Origin of the sequence: Variovorax sp. CCNWLW186 (assembly GCF_037203865.1) — a bacterium.
In the GTDB taxonomy this organism is placed as follows: Bacteria; Pseudomonadota; Gammaproteobacteria; order Burkholderiales; family Burkholderiaceae_C; genus Variovorax.
Map to the genome: position 1 here is coordinate 1 of NZ_JBBCBO010000009.1, position 21,431 is coordinate 21,431.

Annotated in this window: 22 protein-coding genes; 15 read left to right on the top strand and 7 right to left on the bottom strand. The window is 66.9% G+C overall.

Features of this window, described 5'->3' with window-relative positions:
• Window positions 1-434 precede the first annotated feature (434 nt).
• Window positions 435-1,457, bottom strand: a complete 1,023-nt coding sequence (gene egtD / locus V9K97_RS12845; RefSeq protein WP_337318447.1) for an L-histidine N(alpha)-methyltransferase — start codon at window positions 1,455-1,457, stop codon at window positions 435-437.
• 3 nt (window positions 1,458-1,460) lie between these two features.
• Window positions 1,461-2,717, bottom strand: coding sequence for an ergothioneine biosynthesis protein EgtB (gene egtB / locus V9K97_RS12850; RefSeq protein WP_337318449.1), 1,257 nt, complete (start codon window positions 2,715-2,717; stop codon window positions 1,461-1,463).
• Between the two features lie 168 nt (window positions 2,718-2,885).
• On the opposite strand from egtB, the gene V9K97_RS12855 reads away from it, so the two are divergent.
• Together V9K97_RS12855 and V9K97_RS12860 are read left to right on the top strand one after the other, a co-directional pair.
• The gene (locus V9K97_RS12855; RefSeq protein ID WP_258501501.1) at window positions 2,886-4,232 is read left to right on the top strand and encodes an NAD(P)/FAD-dependent oxidoreductase; all 1,347 of its coding nucleotides are present in this window, start codon (window positions 2,886-2,888) and stop codon (window positions 4,230-4,232) included.
• Between the two features lie 33 nt (window positions 4,233-4,265).
• Window positions 4,266-4,517 (top strand): hypothetical protein, encoded by a 252-nt coding sequence (locus V9K97_RS12860; protein WP_337318452.1) that lies wholly within the window; start codon window positions 4,266-4,268, stop codon window positions 4,515-4,517.
• 30 nt (window positions 4,518-4,547) lie between these two features.
• Here V9K97_RS12860 and V9K97_RS12865 read toward each other — a convergent pair whose 3' ends face one another.
• Together V9K97_RS12865 and V9K97_RS12870 are read right to left on the bottom strand one after the other, a co-directional pair.
• On the bottom strand, window positions 4,548-5,084 hold the full coding sequence (locus tag V9K97_RS12865; protein ID WP_337318454.1) for a thermonuclease family protein: 537 nt from the start codon (window positions 5,082-5,084) through the stop codon (window positions 4,548-4,550).
• A 119-nt stretch (window positions 5,085-5,203) separates the two neighbouring features.
• The gene (locus V9K97_RS12870) at window positions 5,204-6,904 is read right to left on the bottom strand and encodes a long-chain fatty acid--CoA ligase (protein ID WP_337318674.1); all 1,701 of its coding nucleotides are present in this window, start codon (window positions 6,902-6,904) and stop codon (window positions 5,204-5,206) included.
• A gap of 225 nt (window positions 6,905-7,129) precedes the next feature.
• Between V9K97_RS12870 and V9K97_RS12875 the strand changes: the two genes are divergently transcribed.
• The 7 genes from V9K97_RS12875 (at window position 7,130) to V9K97_RS12905 (ending at window position 12,713) form a co-directional block, all read left to right on the top strand.
• Complete coding sequence (locus V9K97_RS12875; protein WP_126746180.1) at window positions 7,130-7,570, top strand: OsmC family protein; 441 nt, start codon at window positions 7,130-7,132, stop codon at window positions 7,568-7,570.
• 44 nt (window positions 7,571-7,614) lie between these two features.
• Window positions 7,615-8,592: a Bug family tripartite tricarboxylate transporter substrate binding protein gene (locus V9K97_RS12880; RefSeq protein ID WP_258501507.1), complete on the top strand. Its 978-nt coding sequence runs from the start codon at window positions 7,615-7,617 to the stop codon at window positions 8,590-8,592.
• 433 nt (window positions 8,593-9,025) lie between these two features.
• Window positions 9,026-9,796, top strand: a complete 771-nt coding sequence (locus V9K97_RS12885) for a GntR family transcriptional regulator (RefSeq protein ID WP_337318457.1) — start codon at window positions 9,026-9,028, stop codon at window positions 9,794-9,796.
• Entirely contained in the window at window positions 9,793-10,593 is an 801-nt protein-coding gene (locus tag V9K97_RS12890; protein ID WP_337318458.1) for a transporter substrate-binding domain-containing protein, read from the top strand. Before V9K97_RS12885 ends, V9K97_RS12890 begins: the two co-directional genes overlap by 4 nt.
• 41 nt (window positions 10,594-10,634) lie before the next feature.
• Window positions 10,635-11,291 (top strand): amino acid ABC transporter permease, encoded by a 657-nt coding sequence (locus tag V9K97_RS12895; protein WP_337318461.1) that lies wholly within the window; start codon window positions 10,635-10,637, stop codon window positions 11,289-11,291.
• A gap of 17 nt (window positions 11,292-11,308) precedes the next feature.
• Window positions 11,309-11,962: an amino acid ABC transporter permease gene (locus V9K97_RS12900; RefSeq protein ID WP_337296744.1), complete on the top strand. Its 654-nt coding sequence runs from the start codon at window positions 11,309-11,311 to the stop codon at window positions 11,960-11,962.
• Window positions 11,946-12,713 (top strand): amino acid ABC transporter ATP-binding protein, encoded by a 768-nt coding sequence (locus V9K97_RS12905; protein WP_337318463.1) that lies wholly within the window; start codon window positions 11,946-11,948, stop codon window positions 12,711-12,713. The genes V9K97_RS12900 and V9K97_RS12905 overlap by 17 nt, the downstream gene beginning before the upstream one ends.
• Before the next feature lie 33 nt (window positions 12,714-12,746).
• Here V9K97_RS12905 and V9K97_RS12910 read toward each other — a convergent pair whose 3' ends face one another.
• Window positions 12,747-13,709: a DUF72 domain-containing protein gene (locus V9K97_RS12910; protein WP_337318465.1), complete on the bottom strand. Its 963-nt coding sequence runs from the start codon at window positions 13,707-13,709 to the stop codon at window positions 12,747-12,749.
• A 143-nt stretch (window positions 13,710-13,852) separates the two neighbouring features.
• Between V9K97_RS12910 and V9K97_RS12915 the strand changes: the two genes are divergently transcribed.
• Genes V9K97_RS12915 through V9K97_RS12930 form a run of 4 tightly spaced genes read left to right on the top strand, consistent with a single transcriptional unit; the run spans window position 13,853 to window position 16,162 of the window.
• Window positions 13,853-14,419 (top strand): DUF1439 domain-containing protein, encoded by a 567-nt coding sequence (locus V9K97_RS12915; protein WP_337318467.1) that lies wholly within the window; start codon window positions 13,853-13,855, stop codon window positions 14,417-14,419.
• Window positions 14,416-15,408: a glycerophosphodiester phosphodiesterase gene (locus V9K97_RS12920; protein ID WP_337318468.1), complete on the top strand. Its 993-nt coding sequence runs from the start codon at window positions 14,416-14,418 to the stop codon at window positions 15,406-15,408. The genes V9K97_RS12915 and V9K97_RS12920 overlap by 4 nt, the downstream gene beginning before the upstream one ends.
• On the top strand, window positions 15,405-15,683 hold the full coding sequence (locus V9K97_RS12925) for a hypothetical protein (RefSeq protein ID WP_337318470.1): 279 nt from the start codon (window positions 15,405-15,407) through the stop codon (window positions 15,681-15,683). Before V9K97_RS12920 ends, V9K97_RS12925 begins: the two co-directional genes overlap by 4 nt.
• Before the next feature lie 11 nt (window positions 15,684-15,694).
• Window positions 15,695-16,162, top strand: a complete 468-nt coding sequence (locus V9K97_RS12930; protein ID WP_337318472.1) for a DUF411 domain-containing protein — start codon at window positions 15,695-15,697, stop codon at window positions 16,160-16,162.
• 29 nt (window positions 16,163-16,191) lie between these two features.
• Here the strand turns inward: V9K97_RS12930 and V9K97_RS12935 are convergent, their stop codons facing one another.
• Window positions 16,192-17,490 carry an NAD(P)/FAD-dependent oxidoreductase gene (locus V9K97_RS12935; protein WP_337318474.1) on the bottom strand — a complete coding sequence of 433 codons (1,299 nt, stop codon included), beginning with the start codon at window positions 17,488-17,490 and terminating at the stop codon, window positions 16,192-16,194.
• Between the two features lie 40 nt (window positions 17,491-17,530).
• On the opposite strand from V9K97_RS12935, the gene V9K97_RS12940 reads away from it, so the two are divergent.
• Entirely contained in the window at window positions 17,531-18,580 is a 1,050-nt protein-coding gene (locus V9K97_RS12940) for a P1 family peptidase (RefSeq protein WP_337318475.1), read from the top strand.
• Between the two features lie 7 nt (window positions 18,581-18,587).
• Window positions 18,588-19,982: a TAXI family TRAP transporter solute-binding subunit gene (locus tag V9K97_RS12945; RefSeq protein ID WP_337318477.1), complete on the top strand. Its 1,395-nt coding sequence runs from the start codon at window positions 18,588-18,590 to the stop codon at window positions 19,980-19,982.
• A gap of 74 nt (window positions 19,983-20,056) precedes the next feature.
• On the opposite strand, the gene V9K97_RS12950 is transcribed toward V9K97_RS12945, so the two are convergent.
• Entirely contained in the window at window positions 20,057-21,340 is a 1,284-nt protein-coding gene (locus V9K97_RS12950; protein WP_337318479.1) for a PQQ-dependent sugar dehydrogenase, read from the bottom strand.
• Between the last annotated feature and the right edge of the window lie 91 nt (window positions 21,341-21,431).

Here is a 21,431-nt window from a genome sequence, read left to right on the forward strand (position 1 = left end):
GCTTCGCTCAAACAGCTGCGGCCCTGATCCCGCCTCCATCTGCGCTCCTCGGCGCATACAGAAGGGGTGGGAGCGGGTGGCCTTCGCTCTCGCTCGGCCCCAATGCCGACAGCCAATATCGACAGCCAACTCAATGCCAACCACTGCGGCGCGCAGCGCCGCAGTGGCCTGGTGGCCGAGCGAAGCAAAGGCCCGGATGAGCTGCACTCCCCTCTGTATGCGCCGAGGAGCGGAGGGTTTTGCGGATCAGGGCCGCAGCTGTTTGAGCGCAGCGAGTTCTGCGGAACCCGCGAAACACGAGCACCGCAGGTTGCCCCGTAGCGAAGCGCAGGGGTCGCAGACAGTGGGGTCGCCTTTTCTTTGCTTACTTTCTTTTGGCGAAGCAAAAGAAAGTGAGTCCGCCGCCGGGCGGAATCCCGGCCCCGGAATCTAAATCACGCCCCCAACCAATGCACACTAAAAAGCCTCTCAGGATCCGTCCAAACCGCCAACGGCCGGAACCCCGCCTTCACAGCCAGCGCCCGCAGTCCATCCACAGTGAACTTATGCGAGTACTCGGTATGAATAGTCTCCCCTTCCTCGAACCCAAACCGCTCACCGTGCAGTGAAACAGCCTGAGCCCGACGGCTCACCAAGTGCATCTCGATCCGCTGTCTCGGCGCGTTGTAGAACGCCGAATGCGCAAAGCCATCCAGATCAAAATCGGCATCGAGCTCGGCATTGGCGCGCCGCAGCAAATTCAGGTTGAACGCAGCCGTCACCCCTTGCGCATCGTTGTAAGCAGCATGCAACCGAGCCGGGTCCTTCACCAGGTCGACGCCGATCAGCAGCCCGCCCCCTCGCAGCATCCGCGCGGCAAGCTGCAGAAACGCCAGCGCCTCCTCAGGCTCGAAATTCCCGATCGTCGACCCCGGAAAAAACCCCACGCGCTTGCCCGCGCCGGGCATCGGCGCAGGCAGCACCAACGGCATGGTGTAGTCCGCCGCAATCGGCTGCACCACCAGTTCGGGGTAGTCGGCCTTCAGCCGCGCGGCGGCGGCCTGCAGGTGTTCGCCCGAAATGTCGATGGGTAAATAGCGCTTGGGCGCCTCGAGCGCATCCAGCAGCAGCCGCACCTTGGTAAGGGAGCCGGCACCGAACTCCACGATTTCGGCACCGGGGCCGATCTGCTCGGCAATCTCGCCGGCGCATTCGCCGAGGATGCGCAACTCGGTTCGCGTGGGGTAGTACTCGGGCAATTCGCAGATGCGGTCGAACAGCTGCGAACCGGCCGCGTCGTAAAAAAACTTGGGCGAAATGCTGCGCGGCTTGCGCGCAAGGCCCGCCAGCATCGCGCGGCCGAATTCGCAGAGCGGCGGCTCACTCGTTGCCGCTGCGGCGGTGGCCGGCGCCGCAGGCTGGCGCTGCTGCTGTGCGGCGGCGAACGAGAAGGAGGACGAGGATGTTGGATTGCGCATGATTCAGACGTCTTTCGCGAGCCTTAGCCCCGAGAACTGCCAGCGCGCCGCCGGCGGAAAAAAGTTGCGGTAGCTGGGCCGCGTGTGCCCGGCCGGGGTGGCCACGCTGCCACCGCGCAACACCAGTTGACCCACCATGAACTTGCCGTTGTATTCGGCGGCAATGCCGGGCATGGGCCTGAAGCCGGGATACGGGTCGTACGACGAACGCGTCCACTGCCAGACGTGGCCGGTCATCTGCGAGATGCCGGGCGCGTCGAAGGCGGCCTCCCATTCGAACTCGGTGGGCAGCCGCGCGCCGGCCCATTCAGCATACGCGGCGGCTTCATAAAAACTCAGCTGCGAGACGGGCGCATCGGCTTCCATGGACCGAACGCCGTGCAGGCCGAACACTTGCCAGCCGCTTTGGTGCTGCTGCGGGCCGAGCCGCGGATCGTCGGGCGCGAGCCAGTAGGCCGGATGCTGCCAGCCCTGCGCCTGCACCGCGGCCCAGCCGTCGGACAGCCAGAGCTCGGGCCGCTTGTAGCCGCCGTCGGCAATGAACTGGGCGTAGTCGCCGCAATTCACCAGCCGGTCGGCGATGGCATAGGGCTGCAGCAGCGCGGCGTGGCGCGGCGTTTCGTTGTCGAAGGCAAAACCCAGCTGCGACGCTTCATGGCCGACCTGGACCACCCCGCCCGCCTGCGGCAGCCAGCGCATGGGCGGCGGCACCGCGGCCAGCCGCAATGCGGGGCCCGCCGCCGGCTTGTAGGCCGGCAGCAGCGGGTTGCATGACAGGGCATGAAGAATGTCGGTGAGCAGAAGTTCCTGATGCTGCTGCTCGTGGTTGAGGCCCAGCGTGACGATGGGCTCGATGGCGGCCCAGTCCTGTTCGCCGATGTCGCGGTCGAGCAAGGCGAGCACCGCCTCGTCGACATGGCTGCGATAGGCATGCACCTCGTCCACCGAGGGGCGCGTGAGCAGCCCCCGCTGCGGCCGCGGGTGGCGCGGGCCGAGCGCCTCGTAGTACGAGTTGAAAAGGTAGTGAAAGCGCACGTCGAAGGGCCGGTAGCCCGCGGCGTGAGGCTGGAGCAGCACGGTCTCGAAGAACCACGTGGTGTGCGCAAGATGCCACTTGGTGGGGCTTGCATCAGGCATCGACTGGATGCACTGGTCTTCGGCGGACAGCGGCGCGGCGAGCGCCAGGCTGGCAGCTCGCACTTCGCGGAACTTGTCGCGCAATGCGCTCGCCGCCTGGGTGATCGGCCGGGAAAGCGTCATGGAGTCTCCAGTCGGGTCAGCCGCTCGTTGTAGCCGATTCGTATTGCCGCAGCACGTAGGACAAGTTCTCGCCCTGGCTCTCTTGCGGCGGGGGCGTCAAATCGGTGGGGGCAGCCACTTTGGCACAAGACGCGCCGGCGTGCAGGGCGGCTGCGTATCATCCGTTCGATGCAAACGAACAACGCCTCCGCCCGCCCCCACGTCGTCATCGTCGGTTGCGGATTCGGCGGGCTCGAAGCGGCCCGCAGGCTCGACAGCGCCGACGTGGACGTGACGGTGATCGAAAAAACCAATCACCACCTGTTCCAGCCCCTGCTTTACCAGGTGGCGACCGCCGGGCTGGCCGCGCCGTCGATCGCGGCGCCGGTGCGCGCCCTGTTCCGCAAGCAGCCACGCATCACCACGCTGCTGGGCGAAGTGAGCGCCATCGACGCGGCGGGCCGCGCGGTTCAGCTGACCAACGGCAGCCGGGTGAGCTACGACCACCTGATCGTCGCGGCCGGCGCCACCCACAGCTATTTCGGCCACGACGAATGGGCGCCCCTCGCGCCGGGCCTCAAGACGCTGGCCGATGCGTTCGAGATCCGCCGGCGCGTGCTGATGTCTTTCGAGGCGGCCGAGACCGCCACCGACCCGCAGCGCCGCCGCGCCCTGCTCACCTTCGTGGTGATCGGTGCCGGGCCGACCGGCGTCGAAATGGCCGGCACCCTGGCCGAAATTGCCAAGCACACCCTTTCCGGGGAGTTCCGCCACATCGATCCGGGCAGCGCGCAGGTGCTGCTGGTCGAAGGCGGCCCGCGCGTGCTGCAGGCCATGCCCGAAAGCCTGAGCCAGAAGGCGCTGGAGCAGCTCGAGAAACTCGGCGTGGAAGTGCGGCTCAATGCGCGCGTGACCGCCATCGACGCCAACGGACTCGAGGTGCAGTCAGGCGGCGGCGCAGACGGCGCGCCGGCCACCAGCTACCGCATCGAGAGCAGTTGCGTGGTGTGGGCAGCGGGCGTTGCCGCCTCGCCGCTGGGCCGCATGCTGGGCGAAGCGACCGGCGCCGAATGCGACCGCGCGGGCCGCATCAAGGTCGAGCCCGACCTGAGCCTGGCCGGGCATCCCGAGATCAGCGTGGTCGGCGACCTTGCGGCCGCCATGAGCTACGCGCCCGGCAAGCCGCCCAAGCCCGTGCCGGGCGTGTCGCCCGGCGCCAAGCAGATGGGCCGCGCCGCCGCCTCGAACATTCTTCGCCGCATCGCCGGCACGCCCACGGTGCCCTTTCGCTACCGCGACTACGGCAACCTGGCGACCATCGGCCGCAACTCGGCCGTGGTCGACCTGGGCACACCCTTCGGTCCGCTGCGCTTCAGCGGACGGCTCGCATGGCTGTTCTGGCTGTTTGCGCACGCGTATTTCCTCATCGGCTTTCGCAACCGCATCGTGGTGATGATGGACTGGGCCAGCGCGTACTGGAGCTTCCAGCGCAATGCGCGCGTGGTGGCGGACGTGCAGGGCAAGAGCGAGTCGTAGCCCAGCCGCAAAAGCCGCAAGGGTTTGCCTGACATGTCATTGCCCCTGTGGATTGCCCTGCATGCGCTCGACGCGGTGTTCTGGCTGTGGGTCTTGCGCTGGGGCGGCGCGGCATGGCTCGAAGGCACCTTTGCCTCGGGCTTTCTGGTCAGCATCTTCGCGCCGCGCTGGAACGCCGAGGGCCTGCGCATGTTTGCGCTTCTGATGCTGGTGGTGTGCGCCATCAGCTTTCTCGCGGGTGTTTTCGTGCCCTCGCTGCGCTGCTTTTACGGCGGGGCCTGCTAGGCGCTTTTCCAGCGGCCGCGCTCGAACGGCTCAGAACAGAGAGTCGTTCGACGATGCGTTCTCGCGCTGGCGACGCCGCCACTCCCACGGCGCGGTCGGCTTGGCACCGGCCCACAGGCCCAGGCGCTGCTCACGCGCGCTTTCCTGCAGCTTGAACAAGCCGCCGCCGCGCCGCGTGGCGATGCCGTTGAAGTCGTACACCCAGGCCCAGCCCTCGGCCACCATCCGCGTTCCGGCGTCCTGCCCGTCGCAGTTCACGTCGGCCACCGTGCGGCCATAGCGGTCGGTGTCGCGCTCGGTGATCACGGCCTGCTCGAAGTAGCACAGGCGGCTCAACGCCTGCCGACTGCGCTGTCCGTAGGGCTGGGCCCGTTCCGGTGCGTCGATGGCAGCAATGCGTACCTTCACTTCCTCGTAGGAGCCGAAGCGCCCGCAGCGGGCGGTGAGCGTGTCGCCATCGCTGATGCCCACGACAAGGCAGGTTCGCGGCGGAGCCGCGTGCGACAACTGGGGCGAAAGCAGCGGAAGGAGCGCGAGGCAGACGGCGGCGAGAGAACGCAAACGCATGGAGCAGAGAGAGAGAGAGAGAGAGAGAGAGAGAGAGAGAGAGAGAGAGAAGGAACGTGGCGGAGAAAGCCACGGATTCTCGTTGCGAACTGCCCCGGCCCTCGCCCACGAACCCGCTGTTACGCGGCGGCCTCGTTCTCGTCTTCCTGCAGCAGCCGCCACATCACCTTGCCGCTGCCGCTCTTGGGCAGTGCGTCGACGAACTGCACCTTGCGCGGGATCTTGTAGACGGCCATGTTCTCGCGGCACCAGTCGATGATTTCCTGCTCGGTGGTGTTCTTGTGCGTGGCGCGCAGCACCACCACGGCCTTGACCGATTCGCCGCGGTAGTTGTCCCTGGTGGAGATGACGCAGGCCTCCTGAATGGCGGGGTGGCGGAACATCAGCAGCTCGACTTCGGCGGGCCACACCTTGAAGCCGCTCGCGTTGATCATCCGCTTGAGCCGGTCGGTGATGAAGAAATAACCGTCCTCGTCCATGCGGCCCATGTCGCCTGAGCGGAAGAAGCGCTTGCCCTCGAACTCGACAAAAGCGGCCTTCGTCGCGTCCGGCCGTTTCCAGTAGCCCTGGAACACCTCGGGGCCGTGGATGATGATCTCGCCCGATTCGCCGACGGGCATTTCGGCCAGCGTGTCGGGGTCGACCACGCGCGCGTCGGTGCTCATGAAGGGAATGCCCAGGCACTGCTGCTTGGGGTGGTCCGACGGATTGGTGTGCGACGGCGCCGCGGTCTCGGTAAGGCCGTAGCCCTCCTGGTACTTGAGGCCGTATTGCTCGAAGAGGCGCTGCGCCACGGCCTGCGGCATGGCGGCGCCCCCTCCGCCGATGTGCGTGATGCTCGACAGGTCGTAGCTCGCGAAGTTGGGGCTGGCCATGAGATCGATCACCATGGTGGGGATATTGGTCCAGCTCGTGACCTTCCAGCGCGAGATGAGCCGCCCGGCCACCTCGCGGTCCCAGCGAGGCATGATGACCAGCGTGCCCGCCGCGAGGATGGAGGTGTGCATCATGCTCACCACGCCGGTAATGTGGAACATCGGCACCACGGCCAGCACCACCGCTTCCGACGTGGCCTGGCCCCAGAGCTGGCCGGCCACCGCGTTGTGCATGAGGCTCGAATGGTGGTGCACGCACCCCTTGGGAAGGCCGGTGGTGCCGCTGGTGTAGGGCAGCAGTGCCATGTCGTTGGCGCCTACCACATGCTCGGGCGCCGCGTGGCCCGCCGCCAGCGCATCGGTCCAGGCCATGGCCTTGCCTTGCGCCAGTTCGGGCAGCGGATGGCGGGTGGTGAGCCATTCTTTCCATGCCGGCGCGGGCGCATCGTCGCCGGTTGCATCGGCGTCGAAGGCATCGGTGAACTGGGTCACCATGAGGTGGTCGAGCTGCTGCTCGGGCGGCAGCGCGTTGCTGGCCTTGGCCAGCTCGCCGGCCAGGTCGCCGGTGGTGATGGCCACCTTCGCATCGGGGTCGACGATGTAGTGCTTGAGCTCTTCGGCCCGGTTCATCGGGTTGACCGGCACCACCACGGCGTTGGCGCGCAGGATCGCGAAATGCGCGATCACCAGCTGCGGGCAGTTCTGCATATTGAGCACCACCCGGTCGCCGCGCTTCACGCCCAGGGCATGCAGCGTGCCTGCCAGGCGTTCGACCTGCTCGGCGAATTCGCGGTAGTTCATCACCCGGCCGAAGAACACGAGCGCGGCCTTGTCGGGGTAGCGCGCCGCCGAGGTCGCGAGGTTGTGCCACAACGAGGTGGCGGGAACGGTGATCGAATGCGGGAGGCGCTTGGGCCAGAACTTGTGGTGCGGGCGTTGTTGCATGGTCAAGGCAGGCGAACGAATGGAGGAAGGAAAAAGGCAGCCCGCAGCCTAAGCCGCCCCGGCCGCGCCTCCCATCGGGGAAGCCCCCCGGAGCGTCACCTTGGTGACGCCCATTCTTCTCACTTTGGACATAGCGCGCACGCGCCGTGCGACTACAGACACGGCAGGCTTTTCAGGCGATACCTGTCGGTCCCTCCATCCACCCACCGCAAAGAAGGAACTCTCATGGCAGCAGACAAGCACGCAAGCGTTCACTGGGAAGGCGCCGGCAAGACCGGCAAGGGCCAGATCAGCACCGAGACCGGCGCCCTCAAGGACTACCCCTACGGCTTCGCGAGCCGCTTCGAGGACGACAAGCGCGGCACCAACCCCGAGGAGATCGTCGGCGCGGCCCATGCGGCCTGCTTCACGATGGCCTTTGCCTTCGCGCTCGAGAAAGAAGGTTTCACCGCCACCAAGGTAGACACCAGGGCCGCGGTGCGGCTGGCGAAGGACGGCGAGGGCTTCAAGATCGACCGCATCGCGCTCGAGCTCGACGCCACCGTGCCGAACCTGGAAGAAGCCAAGTTCCAGCAGATCGCAGCCGCCGCCAAGGCGGGCTGCCCGCTGTCGAAGGCATTGGCCAGCGTGCCGGAGATCACGCTGAAGGCGACGCTGGCAGGCTAGCACTGCTGCTTATGATCGTCTCCACTAAAAAGAGGAGACGATCCATGGCTCACCCCGTCCGCGCCGCCATCCTGGCGGCTTTTTCCATCGCGTCGTTCGGCGCGGCCGCCCCCGCCCTGGCCGCCTATCCAGACAAGCCGATCAAGGTGGTCATCGGCTTTCCGGCCGGCGGCCCTCTGGACCAGCATGCGCGCCTCTTGACCGACAAGCTGCAGGCCGTGCTCGGCCAGCCGCTGATCGTCGACTACAAGCCCGGGGCCGGCGGCTCTGTGGGCGCCGACGCTGTCGCCAAGAGCCCGGCCGACGGCTACACGCTGATGCTGGCCAACACCGGCGTGGCGGTGATCAACGGCGCGCTCTACAGCAAGCTGCCCTACAACACGCAGCGAGACTTCGTGCCCATTGCGCGCACCGCAATGCAGCCGCTGGCCCTGCTGGTCACGCCCAAGCTGCCGGTGCAGAACCTCAAGCAGTTCGTCGACTATGCCAAAACGCGGCCCGGCCAGGTCAACTACGGTTCGGCCGGCAATGGCGGCATCAGCCACCTGGTGCCGGAGATGTTCAAGACGGCGACAGGCATCTTCATGGTGCACATTCCGTACCGCGGCAGCGCCCCGGCGTTTACCGACCTGATGGGCGGGCAGGTGCAGTTCATGGCCGAGTCGATTCCGCAGGCCGCCAACTATCACAAGCAGGGCAAGGTCCGCGCCCTGGCCGTGACCAGCCGCGAGCGCAACCCCGCCCTGCCGGATGTACCGACGGTCATCGAATCGGGAATCAAGGGCTTCGAGGTGGTGGGCTTCTACGGCTTCTTCGCCCCGAAGGACACACCCAAGGACGTGGTCGCCAGGTTGAGCGATGCATTCAAGCAGGTACTGACCAGCCCCGAGGTTCGCGACCGCATGGTGAGCCAAGGGGCGGACCCGGCCTACCTGGGCAGCGAGGACTTCGCGCGCTTTCTTGCGACCGAGACGCCGCGCTGGGACAAGGCGGTGAAGGCTTCGGGCGCGCGGATGGATTGATTTGCTGGCTCGGCTCAGGGCGATCGCTGGCGGTTCGGTTCAGGGCGGGTGCACAGGCCACCGGGTACTCCCCTCCGCGAATGTCCCCCGGGCTTCGCCCTCCTCCTTTATTTCGCTGCGGGGAGTACCCGATGCCCTGTGCACTGGGGCACGCTCTGGGTGTACCGCTGATCAACGACTGCTCTGAATCACGCTCCCGCTGGCGGGGTGCCTTGCGCAGCGAAATAAAGGAGGAGGCCGCAGGCCGGGGGACATTCGCGGAGAAAGGTACCCCGTCGGCGGGTGCGCCGCCCTGAACGGCGGCGCCCAAAACAAGCGCCCCGAAACGAGCACCCTGAACCAAGCGCCACGCACCACCGGCATGCAGCGCAAACCATATCGGTGCACATATCTTGCATACCAGTTGGCACAAAAGCTGCTGGTATGCAGACCAATGTCTACATCCGCATCCGAAATCAGTGCACGCATCGTCGAAGCGGTGATGGCGCAGAAGCTCGCCCCCGGTTCGCGCCTGGGCGAGCAGCAGCTGGCCATGCTCTTCGATTGCAGCCGCACCATCGTGCGCGAAGCCCTCACCCGGCTGGCGGCGCGCGGCATCGTGACGGTGAGCGCCCGGCGTGGCTGGTTCGTCATCGAGCCTTCGCAGGAAGAAGCGCGCGAAGCCTTCGAGGCGCGCCGCGTCATCGAGCTTGGCCTGATTCGCAGTACGGGCAGCACCGGCAAGATCGACAAGACCGCGCTGCGCCAGTTGAAGGCGCACCTTCAGCGTGAAAAGGCGGCGCTGAAGGAAAGCGACGTCGGGAACCGAAGCTTTCTCTTGGGCGACTTTCATGTGTGCTTGGCCGAATGCCTGGGCAACACGCTGCTGGCAGACACGCTGCGCGACTTCACCGCGCGCACCACGTTGATCGCCATGCTCTATCAGAGCACGCACGACGCAGTGCAGTCTTGCGAAGACCACGTGCAGATCGTTGCCGCACTCGAACGAGGCGACCACGCCGGCGCCGAAGCCCTGATGGCTGTGCACATCGGCACCGTGCAGTCCGCATTGCGCGTGCAGGCGCCTACGGATCCGCTCGCGCAACTTCGCGACGCGCTGGCGCCACTGCAACAGAACACCGCGGCCAGGCCCAAGCGGCGCAAGGCGGCCGCGTCTTCTCCCAACGACACCGATTCTTCGACTTACCTAGGAGCCCTGCTATGACTTTCTCTTCGTCCAAACGCCACCTCACGCTCGCGCTTGCTTCCGTTGCCATGCTGGCCGCAGCCGGCACCGCCCAAGCCCAGAACGCGCTCGACAACGTGCTGAAGGCCAAGACCATCAAGATCGCCGTGCCGACCGACTACCCGCCGTACGGCTCGGTCGACAAGAACATGAAGCCGCAGGGCCTCGACGTTGAAATGGCCGAACTCATCGCCGCCAAGCTGGGCGTGAAGGTCGAGCTGGTGCCCGTGACCAGCGCCAACCGCATTCCCTACCTGCAGACCCGCAAGGCCGACCTGGTGATCTCCACGCTGGGCAAGAACGCCGAGCGCGAGAAGGTCATCGAGTTCTCTGCTGCCTACGCCCCCTTCTTCCAAGCCGTGTATGCAGCCAAGAGCATGAAGCTCACCAGCTTCGCCGACATGGCCGGCAAGACCGTGGCGGTGACACGCGGCGCGATGGAAGACCAGGAGCTGAACAAGGTGGCGCCGCCCAATGTCGACTACCGCCGCTTCGAGGACAACAACGCGACGATCGCCGCCTTCGTGGCCGGCCAGACGCAAACCCTTGCAACCAGCGCCGCGGTGGCGGGCGACATGCTCGCCAAGAACCCGAAGGTGAGCGCCGAATTCAAGCTGCTGCTGAAAGACAGCCCCTGCTTCATCGGCATTGCTAAGGGCGAGACCGCATTGAAGGCCAAGGTCAACGAGATCATTGCCGCGGCCAAGAAGGACGGCACGCTGGACACGATGTCGAAGAAGTGGCTCGGCAAGGCCGCCGGCGACCTGCCCGTCTGACCGACCGCTGAACCCCGACGAGTAAAGAAGAAGGCGCGGCCATGGAATTCGACTTCGCTGCAGTTCTTGTCGACTGGCGGCTGCTTGCCAGAGGGGTGGCCTGGACGGTGGGCCTCACGGCCATTGCCACCCTCATCGGCATGGCCGTGGGCGTGGCCTGCGCCTGGGCGCGCGCCAGCGGGCCCGCGTGGCTTCGCTGGCTTGTCGGCAGCTATGCGGAGCTGATCCGCAACACGCCCTTCATCGTGCAGCTGTTCTTCATCTTCTTCGGGCTGCCGGCTGCGGGCGTCAAGCTCACGCCGGAGACGGCGTCGATCATTGCGATGGTGCTGAACCTCGGCGCCTACGCCACCGAAATCATTCGCGCCGGCATCGAGGCGACGCCCAAGGGGCAGATCGAAGCGGCCGTGAGCCTGGCGCTCAACAAGGTGCAGGTGTTCACCCGCGTCATCTTGCCGCCGGCACTCAAGAAGGTATGGCCCGCCATGGTGAGCCAGATCATCATCGTGATGCTGGGCTCCGCGGTGTGCGGACAGATTTCCACCGAAGAGCTGAGCTACGCTGCCAACCTCATCCAGAGCCGCAACTTCCGCGCGTTCGAGGCGTTCATTGTCGCCACGCTGGTGTACCTGGCGCTCGCCGTTGGGCTGCGCAGGCTGCTCAATTGGGCCGGGCCCAGATTCTTCTTCGGCCGCTGAAAGAAGAGGGAAAACACATGGTCGACTTTTCTCTCTGGGACATCCTGCGCAACCTGCTCATGGCACTGCGCTGGACCGTGGTGTTGTCGCTCATCGCATTCATCGGCGGCGGGCTGGTCGGCGGCCTGTTGCTGTTCCTGCGTTTGCGCGGCGGCAGCGTCATGAACCGGGCCGTCGGCTTGTACGTGCAGCTTTTCCAGGGCACGCCGCTGCTGATGCAGCTGTTTCTCGCCTACTTCGGCATCGCGTTGTTCGGTGTCGATGTGTCGGCATGGACCGCGGCGAGCGTGGCGCTCACGCTTTACACCAGCGCCTTTCTCACCGAAATATGGCGCGGCTGCGTGGCCTCCATTCCCAAGGGCCAGTGGGAAGCCTCGGGCAGCCTGGCGCTGAGCTTTGCCGAGCAGATGCGCCACGTCATCTTGCCGCAGGCTGTGAAGATCGCCATTGCGCCGACAGTCGGCTTTCTGGTGCAGGTGATCAAGGGCACGGCGCTCGCCTCGGTGATCGGCTTTGTCGAACTCACCAAGGCCGGCAGCATGATTTCGAACGCCACCTTCCAGCCCTTTGTGGTGTTCAGCTGCGTGGCGCTGCTTTACTTTGTGCTGTGCTTCCCGGTAAGCCTGTACGCCAAGAACCTCGAGAGGAAATCCCATGGCCGCCGTGCTTGACCCCCAGACTTCCGCCGCGCCGATCGTGCGCGTGACCGCGCTGCGCAAATCGTACGGTGCCAACGAGGTGCTCAAGGGCATCGACCTTGAAGTGAAGCGCGGCGAGGTGATCGCCATCATCGGCAAGAGCGGCTCGGGCAAGAGCACGCTGCTGCGCTGCATCAACGGGCTCGAAGTGTTCCAGGAAGGTTCGCTCACCGTCGATGGCAAGCCTCTGCTGCACGAGAGTGCCATGGCCATGCGCGAGCTGCGCCAGCGCGTGGGCATGATCTTCCAGAGCTTCAACCTGTTTCCGCACCTCACCGTCGGCAAGAACGTGATGCTCGCGCCCACGCTGGTGAAGAAGCGCAGCGGCCTGGAAGCAGCCTCGCAAGCGCGCAAGCTGCTCGACCGCGTGGGCCTGGCCGAAAAGTTCGATGCCATGCCCGACCAGCTTTCCGGCGGCCAACAGCAGCGCGTGGCCATTGCACGCGCGTTGGCGATGGAGCCGGCAGTGTTGCTGTGCGACGAGATCACCTCCGCGCTCGACCCCGAACTGGTCGGCGACGTGCTGCGCGTAGTGGAGTCGCTGGCCGACGAGGGCATGACGCTCCTGATGGTCACGCACGAGATGAGCTTTGCACGCAAGGTGAGCGACCGCTTGATCTTCATGCACCAGGGCCGCGTGCATGAGATGGGGCCGCCGGCGGAGCTGTTCGGCAATCCGCAGACGGCGGAGCTTAAGCAGTTTCTCTCGTCGCTGCACGACTAAGGCGACTAAGGCGACTGAGACGGAAAGCTGTCGCTACTTGCGAGCCCGCGCCTGCGTACGCTTGCCCACGGCCATTCCGGGCGGCGGATCGAAGTTGTCGTCGGGCCCGATGCCGGTCTCCAGGCCGAGCCGGGCTGCCAGGTGCGCGGCATCGTATGGTGCATGCACCTTCACGTCGTTGTCGAAGTAGCAGTACACATCGCGCCCCTTCTTGCGTGACAGCAGGCGCGAGGGTTCGGCCAGCCTTGCGTCCTTGACCTGCCGCCCGTTGCGCCAGGCATCGATGCGCTCGGCCCAGCGATCGAGCGCCTCGTCGCTGTAGCCACTCGCGTAGAGCTCCTTGTCGCCATGCAGCCGCATGTAGACGAAATCGGCGCAAAGGTCTTCGAGCAGGGGCCAGCGCCCCGCGGTGTCGGCAACCACCAGCGCAACGCCGTGGCGGCGCAGCATTGCAATGAAGGCCGGGTTCTCGAAGCTCGCATGCCGCACCTCCATCGCATGACGGATCTGCAGCTTCGCGGGCACCTTCAGGAACGCGCGGTCCTCGTCCAGCTTTTCGTTGTGCTGCCGCGCCAGCGCAAGGGCGGATCGGCCGTCCCGCGGCAAGAGCGCCAGAAACTCCTCGAGCCGATCGGCGTTGTAGACGAAGGACGGCGGCAACTGCCACAGAACCGGTCCCAGCTTGGCGCGCAGCGCGAACACGCCCGAGGCAAAGAAGTTGGCCAGCGCGGTACGCGGCTCCTTGAGGCGAAGGTTGTGCGTGATGTAGCGCGGCCCCTTCACTGCAAAAACAAAATCGTCGGGCGTCGCGTCGTGCCACGCCTGGTACGACACGGGGCGCTGCAGCGAATAGAACGAGCCGTTGATCTCGATGGTGGGCAGCATGCGCGAGGCAAAGTCGAGCTCGAGGCGCTGCGCCAGGCCTTTCGGGTAGAAACGGCCCCGCCATGGCGCATAGCGCCAGCCAGAAATTCCTATTCGCGTGGTGCCCTGCATCGTTCGTCTTCTGTTCCGCCAAAGCGCAAAGGTTGCGCGCCGGGCATTCCCCAGGCGTAGGAAAATTGCCTTTTCGTGTAGCAGCGCGCGGAACGGAACCATGCAGGATGTGGCAAGCTCCCAGAAGTATGCAAATTCGCACCTTGCCCCCCCACTCCCGCCGCTGGATGCTGCACGCGCTCCTGGGCGCCGCGGCCCTGCAGTCGCCGCTCGCGGCACTGGCCGGCTTCAACTTCTTTACCAGCGAATACACCGCAACCCGCGATGAGCTGCAAACGCAGATCGCCAAGCGCTTTCCGGTGGCCGAGCGCTATGCCGAGATTTTCATGGTCGGCCTGCGCGACCCGCAGCTGGGCCTTGACGCACGCGGCAACCGCGCGGCCATCACAGCCACGCTGACCATTGCGAGCCCCCTGCTGGCCACATCGCCCGTGCATGGCGTGGTCTCGGTCAGCAGCGCGCTGCGTTACGACGCCGCCACGCGCGCGCTGCGGCTCGATCAGCCCAAGGCCGAGCGGCTCGAGCTGCAGGGCGTGGAGGGGCGCGATGCCGAGCGGCTGCAGAAGATGGGCGCGGTGGTGGCGCAAGAGCTGTTGCAGGGCCAGGTGCTGCGCAGCTTTACCGCGGACGAGCTCACGGTCGGACGCAAGACCTACGAGATCGGCGACATCACCGTGCAGCACGACGGCATCAAGGTGCAGCTGAAATGAAATACCCACTGCTTGCCGCCGCATTGCTCGTTGCGGGCTGCGCGGCGATTCTCCCCACGGCCAAGCAGCACTTCGACCTGCAGGCCCACCGGGGCGGGCGCGGCCTTGCGCCCGAGAACACCCTGGCGGCGTTCTCCAAGGCCATCGACCTGGGCGTGACCACGCTCGAACTCGACATCGGGCTCACGGCCGACGGCGTGGTCGTCATCTCGCACGACACCGCGCTCAATGCCGACCACACGCGCGACGCGAACGGCGCATGGCTTGCATCGAAGACGGGCCCGGCTGTTCGTTCGCTGACGCTGACGCAGCTTCAGGGCTACGACGTGGGCCGGCTGAACCCCGCGAGCAACTACGGCAAGCAGTTCGCGCTGCAACAGCCGCGCGACGGCGAGCGCATTCCCACACTGGCGGCCTTGTTCGACCATGTGCGCGCACGCGGCGCGAGTGCGGCCACGGTCCGCTTCAACATCGAAACCAAGATCGACCCGACCAAGCCCGACGACACTGCCGCACCCGAGCCGATGGTGCGCGCCCTGCTGGCAGAAATCGACAAGGCGCAGATGGGCGGCCGGGTGACGATCCAGAGCTTCGACTGGCGCACGCTGGCGCTGGTCGGCCAGCTTGCGCCTCAATTGCCGCGGGCTTACCTGAGTTCCCCGCGCACGCTCAAGGACAGCCGCTGGACAGCGGGCTTCAACGCGGCCGACTTCGCTTCGACACCGCAACTGGTCAAGGCCGCCGCCGGTACCTCCGGCGCGCCCGTGGCCTGGTCCCCAGCCTATGCCGACCTGACTCCCGCGGCCATCAAGGAAGCGCAAAAGCTCGGCTTCAAGGTGCTGCCCTGGACCGTGAACCAGCGCGCCGACATGCTGCGGCTCATGGACTGGGGCGTGGACGGCATCATTACCGATTACCCCGATGTGCTGCGCGACCTGATGCGCGAGCGCGGCCTTTCGCTGCCGCCGCCCGGAAAGGCCGGCACATGAGCGCCGCAGTGCAACTCGACGCCATCGGCACGCGCATCGACGCACTGCGCAACGGCCTCGGCGAATCGATCACCGCACTGTCGAACGAAGCGCGCGCAAGCGGCGAACTGCTGGCAGCCCTGCCGCCGCGCTATGGCGAGGTGCTGCTGAACCTGCTCGACCGGCTGGAATCGAGCGCGCTGTTCAGTGAAGAGAGCTGTTCCTTCAGCCAGAAGGACCTGCTCGACAACCTGCAGGTATGGGTCGACAAGGCCCGTGCGCAACTGACGTCTTGAGGAGAACCCACATGCAAAGACGAACTCTTCTTCTGCGTGCCGCGCCGGTGCTGGCGCTCGCATCGACGACGGCATGGCCTCTGGCCGCCTTGGCCGCCGCACCGATGGTCGAGATCTGGAAAGACCCGAACTGCGGTTGCTGCCAGGACTGGGTGAAGCACCTCAACGCGAACGGCTTCGCCACCCGCGTGCACGACAACGGCAACGATGCCGCACGCACGCGGCTCGGCATTCCGGCCAAGCTGGGCTCGTGCCACACCGGCCTCGTCGGCGGCTATGCGCTCGAAGGCCACGTCCCGGCGCGTGAGGTGCACAGGCTGTTGAAGGAAAAACCCAAGGCCGTCGGCCTTGCCGTACCGGGCATGCCGGTCGGCTCGCCCGGCATGGACGGCGCCGCCTACGGGGACCGGCGCGATCCGTACGACGTGCTGCTGGTGCTCGCCGATGGTGGCAGCCGCGTCTACCAGAGCTACCGCTGAGGCGGAACTGCGCCGCCGGAACCCGACGGTCAGCTGAAGCGGCCAGGGTCGAATGGAGCGAGCGGCGTCTCGGGCGTAGTGCCCGCAAGCAATTGCGCCGCGAGCTTTCCGGTGCGCGCGGACCCGCACAGGCCGACGTGCCCATGCCCGAAAGCCAGCACCACATCCGCACTGGCCTTTGAGGCGCCGATGCATGGCAGGCCATCGGGCAGGCTGGGCCTGTGGCCGAGCCAGTGCTTCACCGAGACCGATTCCGCTGCCCGGTCGCCGAGCGCGGGGAACATCGATTGCAGGTGCCGGTGCAGGATCTCGGCGCGGCGCCAGTCGGGCGCGGCTTCGAGCCCGCCGATCTCGACCTGCCCCGCCGCGCGCAGCCCGCCATCCATCCAGTGCGCGATGAGTTTGCCGTCGGCCACCATGGTCGGCGTGCGCGGCCCGACTGCGGCGCCTTCGACGACGACGTGATAGCCGCGCTCCGATTCCAGAGGCACCGGCGAACCGGCTGCAGCGGCCAGCGGACCTGAGCGCGCGCCGGCGCAAATGGCAGCGGCATCGCAGGCGATTTCGCCCGCTTCGGTTTGCACCGCGCGCAGCCGCCCGCCCTCAATGCGAAAACCCGTCGCGCGCGTTGCGACGCGCTGCGCACCGGCCTCGAGCGCATGCTGCGCGAGCGCGGCCACGTAGGCGCCGGGATTGCGGCAATGCCCGGCCTCGGGCACGAAGATGCCGAGCGTGTAGCGGGCGTCCAGGTCGGGCTCGCGCTCTCTCAGCGTGGGCTCCAGCCATTCTTCCCATTGCACGCCGGTGCGCCTGCGCACGCGCCAGCCGAGCGCATCGCCCTCGAACTCTTCACGCGAACGGTAGGCATGCAGCAGCCCGCGCTGTTCGATGAGCTGCGGCACGCCGGCCTCGGCAGCAACCCGGGCATGCAACGCCGGTGCATCGGCGAGCAGTGTGCGCAGCGCATCAGCGGTGCGCTGCACGCGTGCCTCGGTCCAACCCGAAGCCAGGTAGCGCAGCAGCCACGGCAACGCGCGCGGCAGGTAGCGCCAACGCAGCGCCAGTGGGCCGAGCGGATCGGCCAGCCAGCCCGGCACCTTGCGCCATGCACCCGGCAGCGCGGGCGGCACCACCGAATGCGAGGACAACCAGCCCGCATTGCCATAGCTCGTGGCATGCGGGCCGCCGGGTTCGCCGGGCTCCACCACCGTCACGCGCAGGCCCGCGCGCAGTGCCTCGATGGCGGTCGCGCTGCCCACGGCGCCCGCACCAATCACGACCGCGTGGCGCACAGCACCGTCTGCGGAGAAACTTCTTGCAACTGTCATGGCGCCTATCGTAGAGGGCGCGGTCCCATAATCGGCCGCCATGCCTGCTTCGTCATCCGCACCCGCTTCTCTTTCTTCGTCTTCAGGCGCCATCACCGATGTTGTCGGCATCGAAGTGGGCCACTTCTCCGACACGCGCCGGCCCACCGGCTGCACCGTGATTCTTGCCCGCGAGGGCGCCGTGGCCGGCGTGGACGTGCGCGGCGCCGCACCGGGCACTCGCGAGACCGACCTGCTTGCGCCCGGCAACCTGGTGCAGCAGGTGCACGGCATCATGCTGGCGGGCGGCAGCGCCTGGGGCCTTGCCGCCGCCGAAGGCGCGATGCGCTGGCTCGAGGAGCGCAACATCGGCATGGACGTGCGCTTCGGCACCCTGCCCATCGTGCCGGCCGCCGTGCTGTTCGACCTGCCCATGGGCGATGCGCGCATACGCCCTGATGCGGCGGCCGGCTATGCAGCTTGCGAGGCGGCCACCCGAGATGCGCCGGAAGAAGGCAACGTGGGCGCCGGCAGCGGCGCGCTCGTGGGCAAGCTCTTCGGCGTGCACCGCGCCATGAAGGGCGGCATCGGCACGGCCTCTGTCACCGTGGGCGGCGTGACGGTCGGCGCGCTCATCGCGGTCAATGCGCTGGGCGACGTGATCGACCCCGACACCGCACAGCCGGTGGCCGGCGCACGCACCGAAGACGGCCTTGCCCTGCTCGACACACGCCGCGCGCTCTTGCGCGGCGACCTCCCCAAGCCGCTGCTCGCGGGCACCAACACCACGGTCGGCGTGATCGCGACCGATGCGGTGCTGACCAAGGTGCAGGCCAACCGCCTTGCCAGCGTGGCGCACGACGGCCTCGCGCGCGCCATCAACCCGGTGCACACCATGAGCGACGGCGACACACTTTTTGCGCTGGCCACCGGCCGTGTTCCGCTCGAAGGCCCCGGCGCCGAATCCAGGCCCGGCATGACCGTGCTCGGCACCATGGCGGCCGAAGCGGTGGCGCGCGCCACCTTGCGCGCGGTGCTGGCGGCACGCGCCGTCACCGCTGGCGAATTGCATGTTCCCTGCGCGGGCGACCTCGCAGCTACGAAAGGTTGAACTCCTCATGGCCATGCCCAAGACGCTGAAGCTGATCCTGCTGTCGATACGCGACCTGATCGCCTCTGCCGGTCCTGTCGTGTTCCTTGTGATCGGCGTGCTGATTGCCGCCTACTGGTGGCTGCAGCCGCAGCCGCCCAAGCACGTGACGCTGGCCACCGGCCCCACCGGCAGCGCGTACGCGCAGTTCGGCAAGCGCTATGCCGAGGTGCTCAAGAGCAGCGGCATCGAGGTGGAGCTCAAGGCCACCACGGGATCGACCGAGAACCTGCAGCTGCTGCGAACCGGTGGCGCCGACGTGGGCTTTGTGCGCGGCGGCAGCGCCGACCCGGTGGCCGACGAGGAAGCCGGGCTCACATCCCTCGGCAGCCTGTTCTTCGAACCGATATGGCTCTTCTATCGCACCGACACCGCGCAGAAGATCGATCGCAAGACCGCCACGCTGACCTCGCTCACGCAACTGCGCGGCCTGCGCGTGAACATCGACATGCCAGGCAGCGGCCTGCCGGAGATCATGGACAGGCTCTTCAAGGCCAACCACCTCGAAGCCGATGCGCTGCAGCTCTCGAACCTCGAGCAGGCGGCCGCGGCCGAGGCGCTGCAGGCCGGCCTGCTCGACGTCATCGTGCTGGCTTCGGCGCCGCAGTCGCCGCAGGTTCAGCGCCTGCTGCGCGCACCCGACATCAAGCTGATGGACTTCGGCCAAGCCGACGCCTACTCGCGGCGCTTTCCCTTTCTTTCGGCCGTGACGCTGCCGCGCGGCGTGGTCGACCTGTCGAAAGACCTGCCGCCCTCGGATGTCACGCTGCTCGCGGCCACCACGTCGATGCTTTCGCGCGACGAAACGCACTCGGCGCTGCGGCAGCTTTTTGCGCAGGCCGCCCAGGGCTTGCACAGCGATGCGGGCTGGTTCAACCGCGCGCGCGACTTTCCGAACACCCGCACCAGCGAACTGCCGGTGAGCCCCGAGGGCGACCGCGCCATCAACGGCACGCCGCCGTTCTGGCAGCGCTACCTTCCGTTCTGGGCCAGCAACCTGATCGAGCGCATGTGGCTGGTGCTCGGCGGCCTCTTGGTGCTGATGCTGCCGCTGAGCCGCGTGGTGCCGCCGCTCTATCAGTTCCGCGTGCGGCGGCGCGTGTTCCGCTGGTATGCGCGGCTGCGCGACATCGAAGCCAAGATCGATGCGCAGCAAGGCGGGCGCGAGGAATTGCTGAGCGAGCTCGAAGAGCTCGACCGCGTGGTGAACAAGGTCGCCGTGCCGCTTTCCTACGCCGACGAACTCTATGCGCTGCGCAACAACATCCACACGGTGCAGCGGCGCGTGCAGTTGCGCTGGCCGCAGCCGGGCGACTTCGCGCCCCGGACACCTCCGCCAAAGGAATCCATAGAAAGCGCTTGACTTGGAGCGCGCTCCAGGGTGCGACCCGCGTCGCGGGCACAGCTTGATCTCTCGAGAAAGCGCCCGCCGCGCCGTCAGCGCTGAAGGCGCAGCAGCTTGCCGTTATCGGTCAGCACATAGAGCCAGCCGTCCGGGCCCTGGCGAACATCGCGAACGCGCTCGCCGCGGTCTGCGAGCAGGCGCTCGCGGCCGATGACAGTGTCGCCGCTCAGCGTGAGCCGCCAGAGCGCGGTACCGGCCAATGCCCCGACGAACAGGTTGCCCTGCCACTCCGGGATGTTCGTCGCGGTGTAGAAGGCCATTCCGCTCGGCGCGATCGACGACTTCTGCGTGCCTGGGGTCCAGACCGAACCGTCGATCTTTTCCCACCAGGTCGCAGGCTGCTCCATGCCCGCCTTGCTGGTGCCCTCGCCCACCTGGGTGAGGGTTCCGTACTCCTGGCCATAGCTGATCACCGGCCAACCATAGTTGCGGCCGGCCTGTGTGAGGTTGATCTCGTCGCCGCCCTGCGGCCCGTGCTCGCTGGTCCAGAGCTGATCCGTGCCCGGCCGCATCGCGGCGCCCTGCGGGTTGCGGTGGCCGTAACTCCACAGCTCCGGCTGCGCGCCAGCGACGCCGAAGTTCGGATTGCCGGGCGCCGGGGCGCCCTCCGTCGTAAGGCGTGCCACCTTGCCGTTGCCGCGCGACAGGTCTTGCGCGAATCCGCGCTGCGTGTCGATCTGGCGGTCGCCCATGGTCACGAACAGATAGCCCAGGCGGTCGAATGCCAGGCGTGAGCCGTAGTGCCCACTGCTGCCGCTCACCTTGGGAGCCTGCCGGTAGATCACCGTGACGTTGCTCAGCGTGCGATTGGCGGTATCGAGTTGGGCGCGTGCCACGGCCGTGCCGTTGAGCGCGGCGTTCGCACTGTCGCGCTCGGCGAAGCTCAGATAGATGCGGCCGTTGCTGGCAAATGCCGGATCGAGCGCCACATCGAGCAGGCCGCCTTGGCCGTCGGTATCGACCACCGGTGCACAACACACTGTGTCGGCCCCACCATTGACGGGCGTGCCATCGGCGTTGCGTAGCCGCAGTTGACCCCCGCGCTGAGTGACGAGCATTCGGCCATCCGGCAGGAAAGCCACGCTCCAGGGGTTCGACAAGTCGGTGGCCAGTTCCGTCACGCGGAGCGGGCCGGAAGGCGGTGCAGGCGCGGCGCCGGAAACGGGTTGGGGCGCCGGTGCCGGGGATGGGGTCGTGACCGCGGCCGGCGGACCCAACGCGGCAAGCGAAAAGTTGCCGCCCCCGCCGCCCCCTCCGCCGCAACCGGCCAGCCATATCGGTGCGGTGAACCAGAGGATGCGTGTCGACATCGTCATGACCGGCCTCTTTCGACAGAATGGACCGCACCATGGTGACACCGCGACCGACCGGGCGCAAAGAAAAACCGCCCGAAGGCGGTTTCATTTG

Excerpts from the sequence above, each read along its gene's own strand:
- egtD (WP_337318447.1), bottom strand. The coding sequence starts at position 1,457 with ATGCGCAATCCAACATCCTCGTCCTCCTTCTCGTTCGCCGCCGCACAG.
- egtB (WP_337318449.1), bottom strand. The coding sequence starts at position 2,717 with ATGACGCTTTCCCGGCCGATCACCCAGGCGGCGAGCGCATTGCGCGAC.
- V9K97_RS12855 (WP_258501501.1), top strand. The coding sequence starts at position 2,886 with ATGCAAACGAACAACGCCTCCGCCCGCCCCCACGTCGTCATCGTCGGT.
- V9K97_RS12860 (WP_337318452.1), top strand. The coding sequence starts at position 4,266 with ATGTCATTGCCCCTGTGGATTGCCCTGCATGCGCTCGACGCGGTGTTC.
- V9K97_RS12865 (WP_337318454.1), bottom strand. The coding sequence starts at position 5,084 with ATGCGTTTGCGTTCTCTCGCCGCCGTCTGCCTCGCGCTCCTTCCGCTG.
- V9K97_RS12870 (WP_337318674.1), bottom strand. The coding sequence starts at position 6,904 with ATGCAACAACGCCCGCACCACAAGTTCTGGCCCAAGCGCCTCCCGCAT.
- V9K97_RS12875 (WP_126746180.1), top strand. The coding sequence starts at position 7,130 with ATGGCAGCAGACAAGCACGCAAGCGTTCACTGGGAAGGCGCCGGCAAG.
- V9K97_RS12880 (WP_258501507.1), top strand. The coding sequence starts at position 7,615 with ATGGCTCACCCCGTCCGCGCCGCCATCCTGGCGGCTTTTTCCATCGCG.
- V9K97_RS12885 (WP_337318457.1), top strand. The coding sequence starts at position 9,026 with ATGTCTACATCCGCATCCGAAATCAGTGCACGCATCGTCGAAGCGGTG.
- V9K97_RS12890 (WP_337318458.1), top strand. The coding sequence starts at position 9,793 with ATGACTTTCTCTTCGTCCAAACGCCACCTCACGCTCGCGCTTGCTTCC.
- V9K97_RS12895 (WP_337318461.1), top strand. The coding sequence starts at position 10,635 with ATGGAATTCGACTTCGCTGCAGTTCTTGTCGACTGGCGGCTGCTTGCC.
- V9K97_RS12900 (WP_337296744.1), top strand. The coding sequence starts at position 11,309 with ATGGTCGACTTTTCTCTCTGGGACATCCTGCGCAACCTGCTCATGGCA.
- V9K97_RS12905 (WP_337318463.1), top strand. The coding sequence starts at position 11,946 with ATGGCCGCCGTGCTTGACCCCCAGACTTCCGCCGCGCCGATCGTGCGC.
- V9K97_RS12910 (WP_337318465.1), bottom strand. The coding sequence starts at position 13,709 with ATGCAGGGCACCACGCGAATAGGAATTTCTGGCTGGCGCTATGCGCCA.
- V9K97_RS12920 (WP_337318468.1), top strand. The coding sequence starts at position 14,416 with ATGAAATACCCACTGCTTGCCGCCGCATTGCTCGTTGCGGGCTGCGCG.
- V9K97_RS12925 (WP_337318470.1), top strand. The coding sequence starts at position 15,405 with ATGAGCGCCGCAGTGCAACTCGACGCCATCGGCACGCGCATCGACGCA.
- V9K97_RS12930 (WP_337318472.1), top strand. The coding sequence starts at position 15,695 with ATGCAAAGACGAACTCTTCTTCTGCGTGCCGCGCCGGTGCTGGCGCTC.
- V9K97_RS12935 (WP_337318474.1), bottom strand. The coding sequence starts at position 17,490 with ATGACAGTTGCAAGAAGTTTCTCCGCAGACGGTGCTGTGCGCCACGCG.
- V9K97_RS12940 (WP_337318475.1), top strand. The coding sequence starts at position 17,531 with ATGCCTGCTTCGTCATCCGCACCCGCTTCTCTTTCTTCGTCTTCAGGC.
- V9K97_RS12945 (WP_337318477.1), top strand. The coding sequence starts at position 18,588 with ATGGCCATGCCCAAGACGCTGAAGCTGATCCTGCTGTCGATACGCGAC.
- V9K97_RS12950 (WP_337318479.1), bottom strand. The coding sequence starts at position 21,340 with ATGACGATGTCGACACGCATCCTCTGGTTCACCGCACCGATATGGCTG.